General features: G+C 58.8%; 4 protein-coding genes. 2 read left to right on the forward strand and 2 right to left on the reverse strand.

Going from position 1 to position 8,510, the window contains the following annotated elements:
* Nucleotides 1-106: 106 nt before the first annotated feature.
* A complete protein-coding gene (gene acnB, locus VK725_RS17355; RefSeq protein WP_325319313.1) occupies nucleotides 107-2,698 on the reverse strand; it encodes a bifunctional aconitate hydratase 2/2-methylisocitrate dehydratase in 2,592 nt (863 codons plus the stop codon).
* A gap of 397 nt (nucleotides 2,699-3,095) precedes the next feature.
* On the opposite strand from acnB, the gene acnA reads away from it, so the two are divergent.
* Nucleotides 3,096-5,840, forward strand: coding sequence for an aconitate hydratase AcnA (acnA, locus tag VK725_RS17360; protein WP_325319314.1), 2,745 nt, complete (start codon nucleotides 3,096-3,098; stop codon nucleotides 5,838-5,840).
* Nucleotides 5,841-6,025: 185 nt separating this feature from the next.
* Here acnA and VK725_RS17365 read toward each other — a convergent pair whose 3' ends face one another.
* Entirely contained in the window at nucleotides 6,026-6,463 is a 438-nt protein-coding gene (locus tag VK725_RS17365) for a hypothetical protein (protein WP_325319315.1), read from the reverse strand.
* Between the two features lie 136 nt (nucleotides 6,464-6,599).
* Here VK725_RS17365 and VK725_RS17370 point away from each other — a divergent pair, with 136 nt between their 5' ends.
* Entirely contained in the window at nucleotides 6,600-8,288 is a 1,689-nt protein-coding gene (locus tag VK725_RS17370; protein WP_325319316.1) for a long-chain-fatty-acid--CoA ligase, read from the forward strand.
* Nucleotides 8,289-8,510 lie beyond the last annotated feature (222 nt).

The raw sequence follows: 8,510 nt of genomic DNA on the forward strand, positions 1-8,510 counted from the left end.
GCCTGCCGCATGCCTTGATGGCTTTCGCACAGCATAAACGACGAAGCCCGGCGCAGGCCGGGCTTCGTCTTAAGCCCCTCTCCCAGGGGGAGGGGAAAGCGTGCAGCTACGCTTCGACCGTATCGGCGACCTGCTTGAAGTCCTGGATCTTGTCGAAGTTCATGTACTGGTAAATCTTGTCGCCATTGGCATTGATCACACCGATGTCGGTCATGTACTCCTGCTTGGTCGGAATGCGGCCAAGACGCGAGCAGATGGCAGCCAGTTCGGCCGAACCCAGATACACGTTGGTGTTCTTGCCCAAGCGATTCGGGAAGTTGCGGGTAGAAGTGGAGAACACCGTCGCACCTTCGCGCGCCTGCGCCTGGTTGCCCATGCATAGCGAGCACCCCGGCATTTCCATGCGCGCACCAGCCGTACCGAGGACGCCGTAATGGCCTTCTTCGGTGAGCTGCTTCTGATCCATCTTGGTCGGCGGAGCCACCCACAGGCGCGTCGGTATATCGCGCTTGCCTTCCAACAGCTTCGAGGCGGCACGGAAATGACCGATGTTGGTCATGCACGAGCCGATGAACACTTCGTCGATCGCCGCACCGGCGACGTCGGACAGTGTCTTCACGTCGTCCGGGTCGTTCGGGCAGGCTACGATGGGTTCATGCACGTCCGCGAGATCGATCTCGATCACGGCCGCGTATTCGGCATCCGCATCGCGCTCCATCAACTGCGGGTTGGCGAGCCATGCTTCCATCGCCTTGATGCGACGGTGAAGGCTGCGAGCATCCTGATAGCCCTGCGCGATCATGTACTTCAGCAAGGTGATGTTCGAGTTGAGGTACTCGATGATCGGTTCCTTGCTGAGGTGCACGGTGCAACCTGCTGCCGAACGCTCAGCCGATGCATCAGAAAGTTCGAACGCCTGCTCCACCTTCAGATTCGGCAAGCCTTCGATTTCCAGAATACGGCCGGAGAAGATGTTCTTCTTGCCTTGCTTGGCGACCGTGAGCAGATTCTGCTTGATGGCATACAGCGGAATCGCATTGACGAGATCGCGCAGCGTCACGCCCGGCTGCAGTTCACCCTTGAAGCGAACGAGCACCGACTCGGGCATATCCAGCGGCATCACGCCCGTGGCGGCAGCAAAGGCCACCAGACCCGAACCGGCCGGGAACGAAATGCCGATCGGAAAACGCGTGTGGCTGTCGCCGCCGGTACCAACCGTATCGGGCAGCAGCATGCGGTTGAGCCACGAATGGATCACGCCATCGCCCGGACGCAGGCTGATGCCGCCGCGCGTGGAAATGAAGGCAGGCAGTTCGTGATGCGTCTTGACGTCCACCGGCTTCGGATAAGCGGCGGTGTGGCAGAACGACTGCATGACGAGATCGGCGGAAAAGCCAAGGCATGCCAGATCCTTCAGCTCATCGCGCGTCATCGGGCCGGTGGTGTCCTGCGAGCCCACCGAGGTCATTTTCGGTTCGCAGTACGTACCCGGACGAACGCCCTCGCCTTCCGACAAACCGCATGCACGGCCGACCATCTTCTGCGCCAGCGTGTAGCCCTTGCCGGTATCGGCCGGGCTCTGCGGCAGACGGAACAGGTTCGACGGCGGCAGACCGAGCGCTTCGCGCGCCTTGCCCGTCAAGCCGCGGCCGATGATCAACGGAATGCGGCCACCGGCACGCACCTCGTCGAACAGCACGTCGGACTTCACCTGAAACTCGGCGATGACCTGCCCGTTTTTCAGCGCTTTGCCTTCGTAGGGACGCAGTTCGATGACATCGCCCATGTCCATCGCGGACACGTCGAGTTCGATTGGCAACGCGCCGGCGTCTTCCATTGTGTTGTAGAAGATCGGTGCGATCTTGCTGCCCAGGCACACACCGCCGAAGCGCTTGTTCGGAATGAACGGAATGTCTTCGCCCGTCCACCACAGCACGGAGTTAGTAGCGGACTTGCGGCTGGAACCGGTGCCGACCACGTCGCCCACATAAGCAACGAGGTGGCCTGCTTTCTTCAGGTCGAGAATTTGCTGGATGGGGCCGCGCTTGCCGTCTTCTTCCGGCTGGAACGGTGCGCCGTCGCGCTTGTTTTTCAACATCGCCAGTGCGTGCAGCGGAATGTCCGGACGCGTCGTGGCATCGGGCGCCGGCGACAGATCGTCCGTGTTGGTTTCGCCCGGCACCTTGAACACGGTGATGGTGAGGCTTTGCGGCACTTCCGGACGGCTGGTGAACCATTCGGCATCGGCCCAGCTCTGCAGCACGGCTTTCGCGTTGGCGTTGCCTTTGTCGGCCTTTTCTTTCACATCGTGGAAAGAATCGAACATGAGCAGTGTTTTCTTCAACGCTTCTGCAGCAATGACACCGACCTGCGCATCGTCGAGCAGCTCGATCAGCGGATGGATGTTGTAACCACCCAGCATGGTGCCGAGCAGTTCCGTTGCCTTCTCGCGCGTGATCAACGAGCACTTCTCGGTGCCGAACGCCACGGCGGCGAGATACGACGCTTTGACCTTCGCCGCATCGTCGACGCCGGCGGGCACACGATAGGCGATCAGATCGACAAGGAATACCTCTTCGCCAGCCGGCGGATTCTTCAGCAGTTCAATCAGATCGGCCGTCTGCTGGGCCGACAGCGGCAGCGGGGGAATACCCAGCGCGGCGCGCTCGGCAACGTGTTGGCGGTAGGCGTTGAGCATGTGACCTCGTCCTTTGGCTGACAAAACGGAAGCCTCCGCGGGTAAAGCGGATACGTCCCGTCGATTCGTTTCGGCATGGCCGCTGCCGCCCGGGGCAGACTCGCCGGAGGGCGTGTCCTTATGCCGTTTCGGGCGTTATTTCAGTTACATATTTTGCCAGCTGCAGCACGGGTGCCGCAATCCAACAAGGCATTTCCGCCAGCGTTCGAAATCTTGCAATGTGCACGTAGCGAAATGCCCCGAAAGTGGCTTGCACCGCGGCCCCGATGTCTCAAACTTTGCGGTACCCCCAATGATCGAAGGGGCTTCTTGCAATTCCCCTAACGTTTAGTGCTCTAGCATTCCTCTGATTACGCCCCGCATATCCGCCAGACTTCAAGCAACAGGAGCTATCCCCATGCTGGATTCATTCGCCACCCGCGACACCCTGAAGGTCAACGGCAGCTCATACCAAATCGCCAGTCTGACCAAGCTTGGCGAGCGCTTCGACATCAAGCGCCTGCCCTATTCGATGAAGATCCTGTTGGAAAACCTGCTGCGACACGAGGACGGCGCCAACGTCACCAAGAAAGAAATCGAAGCAGTGGCGAAGTGGAATCCCAAGGCAGAACCCGATACCGAAATTTCTTTCATGCCTGCGCGCGTGGTGCTGCAGGATTTCACTGGCGTGCCGTGCGTGGTCGATCTTGCCGCCATGCGCGATGCGGTGGTGAAGCTCGGTGGCGATGCAAAACAGATCAACCCCCTCGCACCCGCGGAACTGGTCATTGACCACTCGGTGCAAGTCGATGTTTACGGTTCGGAAGATGCGCTGGAGAAAAATGTCGAGATCGAATTCCAGCGCAATCAGGAACGCTACTCATTCCTGCGCTGGGGCCAGAAGGCGTTCAACAATTTCAAGGTGGTGCCGCCGCGTACGGGCATCGTGCATCAGGTGAATCTGGAGCATCTGGCTCGCGTTGTGTTCGCCAAAGAAGTGGATGGCGAGCAGTGGCTGTATCCCGACACCGTATTCGGCACCGACTCGCACACCACCATGATCAACGGCATCGGCGTGCTCGGCTGGGGCGTGGGTGGTATCGAAGCGGAAGCGGCGATGCTCGGCCAGCCATCTTCCATGCTGATTCCCCAGGTGGTGGGTTTCAAACTCACCGGCAAGTTGTCCGAAGGTGTGACGGCAACCGATCTGGTGCTCACCGTCACGCAAATGCTGCGCAAGCTCGGCGTGGTCGGCAAATTCGTCGAGTTCTTTGGCGATGGCCTCAAACATCTGCCGCTGGCCGATCGCGCAACCATCGGCAATATGGCGCCCGAATATGGTGCGACCTGCGGCATTTTTCCGGTCGATCAGGAGGCGCTCAATTACATGCACTTGTCCGGCCGCAAGGACGATCACATCGCGTTGGTGAAAGCCTATGCACAAGCGCAAGGCTTGTGGCATGACGAGAACACGCCACCCGCCGAATTCACAACAACGCTGGAGCTCAACCTCGCCGACGTAAAACCGTCGCTCGCGGGTCCAAAGCGTCCCCAGGATCGTGTGCTGCTGCAAGACGTGAAGAAGAGTTATCACGAAGCCATCGGCGCGCTGACGTCCAATCGCAAAGCCAACAACGACGCCGCCAGTTTCCAGAACGAAGGTGGAGCATCCGCCGTCGGCAACCCCGCCAACAACATCTTCAGCACTGGCGTGCGCGTGGAAAAGGGCGGCGAGAGTTTCCTGCTTGGCGACGGTGCGGTCGTGATCGCAGCGATCACGTCCTGCACCAATACCTCCAATCCGGCGGTGATGCTGGGCGCCGGTTTGTTGGCGAAGAAGGCAGCCGCCAAAGGCCTCAAGGCGAAGCCCTGGGTGAAGACATCCATTGGCCCTGGCTCGCTTGTTGTGACCGACTATCTGGAAAAAACCGGATTGCTCAAGGAACTGGAAAAGGTCGGCTTCTACATCGTGGGTTACGGCTGCACGACGTGCATCGGCAACTCCGGCCCACTGCCGCCGGAAATCAGCAGAGGCGTTGGCGAAGGCGATCTGGCGGTGGCGTCGGTGCTTTCCGGCAATCGGAACTTTGAAGGCCGCGTGCATCCGGAAGTGAAGATGAACTATCTGGCTTCTCCGCCGCTGGTCGTCGCCTATGCATTGGCCGGCTCGCTGGATGTGGATCTGTCCAAAGACCCGCTCGGCGAAGACAAGGATGGCAAACCCGTCTATCTGAAAGACATCTGGCCGAGCAACAAGGAAATCTCCGACATCATCGCCGGCGCGATCAATCCGGAAATGTTCGAGAAAAACTACGCCGACGTGTTCAAAGGCGACAGCCGCTGGAACAACATCGCTTCGCCCGATGGCTCCGTCTACAAATGGGACGATTCGACCTACATCAAAAACCCGCCCTACTTTGATGGCATGACGATGGAAACGGGCAAGATCGAAGACATCCACGGCGCGGGTGTGCTCGGTCTGTTCGGCGACTCGATCACCACCGACCATATCTCGCCCGCCGGCTCCATCAAGAAGGACAGCCCCGCAGGCCGCTTCCTGATTTCCAAGGGTGTGGAACCGAAAGACTTCAATTCATACGGCTCCCGTCGCGGCAACGATGACGTGATGGTGCGTGGCACGTTTGCCAACATCCGCATCAAGAATTTGATGCTCGACGGCGTGGAAGGCGGTTACACCTTGTATGTACCCAATGGCGAACAGATGGCCATCTACGATGCGGCAATGAAATACAAGGCCGACAAGACGCCACTGATCGTGATTGCCGGTAAGGAATACGGTACTGGCTCATCGCGCGATTGGGCGGCCAAGGGTACGTTGCTGCTGGGCGTCAAAGCGGTGATTGCTGAAAGCTTCGAGCGCATTCACCGTTCGAATCTCGTTGGCATGGGTGTGTTGCCGTTGCAGTTCAAAGACGGTGAGAACGCTAAGTTGCTTGGACTTACTGGCAAGGAAACATTCGAGATTACTGGGCTCAAAGACGGTGAGTCGAAGGAAGCCACGGTGGTCGCAAAGGGCGACGGCGGTGAAAAGAAATTCACCGTGAAGGTGCTGCTGTTGACGCCGAAGGAGCGCGAGTTCTTCCGTCATGGCGGAATCTTGCAGTACGTACTGCGTCAGTTGGCTAGCAAGAAGGCCGCATGACGCGAAAAGCCCCTCTCCCGATGGGAGAGGGGTTGGGGTGAGGGTGCGGTTGGAACGCGGTGCCAACACTCGTGAAAGATATCAATATCGCGTTTCGCCCGTACCCTCACCCGCCTGCCGGCACCCTCTCCCGTTGGGAGAGGGGTTCACTTGCTACACTTCATAAATATTGCATTTGCAAAGCGTCAAAGTTGCTGCGTCCATGTCGCTTCGTAGCAACGCCACTCGCGACCATCCTTACGCCACGCAGCTTCCACTTTGTACACACCCAATTGCGCGGGAAATACTTTGCCGCCGCTGGTGAGCGTCACCGTGAAGTCGGCAACGTATCGCTCGCCTCGTTTTTCGACGTCCACCGGTCCCAACACCGCATGCAAGGTTTCACCGCGCAATCGCGCCAAACGCAGCGGATTGGCGACATCCTGCTGTGTCATCGCCCCACTGTTGCCATCGAAATCGTCCGTCAATAGCGCAGACAGCGCCGACGCGTCCGCCTGCTCCGTCGCCTGAATGGCCGCATCGATGGACTGCCGAATCAGCTTCTCATCCGGGGTTCGGCGGTACACAAGGAGGCCTATTACGACACCTAACAACAGGACTGCGATGCGGGTGGTGGGCTTCATGGTTGGCCTGTCCGATTCTCGTTGCGGCGCGGCTTGCCGCTATACGCAGGCGTATGCTCCAATGCCTCGCCGGCATCTTGCCCGATGTCTGTCACTGTCACCATCCGCCTGTCTACATTGGAGCTTGGAATCGAACATGAGCAATCAGCGTCCATGGCTGAGTCACTATCCGGATGGCGTACCTGAAGAGATTGACATCAATCAATATTCCTCCGTTGTCGCCGTATTGGACGAAGCGTTCGAGCGGTATCGCCAGCGCGTTGCGTTCACCAATTTCGGCAAGAGCCTGACCTACGGCGAGATCGACAAACTCAGTGCGCAGTTCGCCGCCTATCTGACCGGCGAGCTGAAGCTCAGCAAGGGCGATCGCATTGCGATCATGATGCCCAATGTCTTGCAGTACCCGATTGCGCTCTTCGGTGCGCTACGGGCCGGCATGATCGTGGTGAACACCAACCCGCTCTACACCGCACGCGAACTCAAGCATCAGCTAACAGACGCGGGTGCGCAGGCCATCGTGGTACTCGATAACTTTGCCGCAACGCTGCAGCAGGTTGTAGCCGAAACCGGCGTCAAGCACATCATCACCACCGGCACCGGGGATCTTGTCGGTCTCAAGGGTGTGCTGATCAACTTCGTGGTCAAGCACGTCAAGAAGATGATTCCGCCGTATCAGTTGCCGCATGCGGTGCGCTTCAAGGAAGCGCTCGACCGTGGCGCGAATTACCCGCTACCCAAGCCCACGGTGGTGCACGACGATGTTGCGTTCCTGCAATACACCGGCGGCACCACGGGCGTGGCAAAAGGCGCCATGCTCACGCACGGCAACATGGTCGCCAACATGCTGCAGTCCGGTGCGTGGTTCGGCGCAAAGATCAAGCCCGGCGAAGAAACCATCATCACGGCGCTGCCGCTGTATCACATCTTTGCGTTGACCTGTAATTGCTTCATCTTCCTACGCTTCGGCGGCCGTAGCGTTCTGATCACCAATCCGCGCGACATGCCGGGTTTCGTGAAGGAGCTGAAGTCAATTCGCTTCACTGCCATCACCGGCGTCAACACGCTGTTCAACGGTCTGTTGAACACACCCGGCTTCGACCAGATCGATTTCTCCTCATTGCGCATGAGTTTCGGCGGCGGCATGGCCGTGCAGCGCGCGGTGGCTGAGAGGTGGGAGAAAGTCACCGGCTGTGCGCTGATCGAAGGCTATGGCATGACCGAAAGTTCGCCCGTCGCCACGATCAATCCCATGGTCGACGGCGCGCGCTTCAACGGCTCGATCGGCCTGCCGATTCCGTCCACCTCCATCAGCATCCAGGATGAAGATGGCAAACAGCTGGCCATCGGCGAAGTCGGGGAAATCTGCATCCAGGGCCCGCAGGTGATGAAGGGCTACTGGAACCAGCCGGGCGAGACAGCCAAGGTGCTTAGCCCCGATGGCTGGCTGCGTACTGGCGACATCGGCCGCATCGACGAGTCCGGTTACGTCTACATCGTCGACCGCAAGAAAGACATGATTCTGGTATCGGGCTTCAACGTATATCCGAATGAAATCGAAGATACCGTCATGCAGTGTCCGGGCGTCGCCGAAGTGGCTGCCATCGGGATCCCCGATGAACATTCCGGTGAAGTGGTGAAGATCTTCGTGGTGAAAAAAGATCCAAGCCTCACGGAAGAAAAGCTAAGGGAGTACTGCCGCGAGAACCTGACGGGTTACAAGCGCCCGAAGGTCATCGAATTCCGCGATGCGCTGCCCAAAACCAACGTAGGCAAGATTTTGCGCCGCGAATTGCGCGACGAGAAGAAACCGGCCGCGACACATTGAAACGTGCTTCGCTGAAGACTGAAACGAAACACCCCGCTTCTGGCGGGGTGTTTTTTATGCGTCGACGATGGCGCTTATTTAAGCGGCGGCTCTTCGTCGTGCCACATCTCGAGGATATCGGCGTAACCGCCGAGCAGATTCCAGAGTGGCACCTGCTTATCTTCCGGGATCATCGTATACGCGAAACCGATGTGCCGTTCTGACAAACGCGCTACTTTCGCT

Origin of the sequence: Dyella sp. (genome assembly GCF_035486915.1) — a bacterium.
In the GTDB taxonomy this organism is placed as follows: Bacteria; Pseudomonadota; Gammaproteobacteria; order Xanthomonadales; family Rhodanobacteraceae; genus Dyella_B.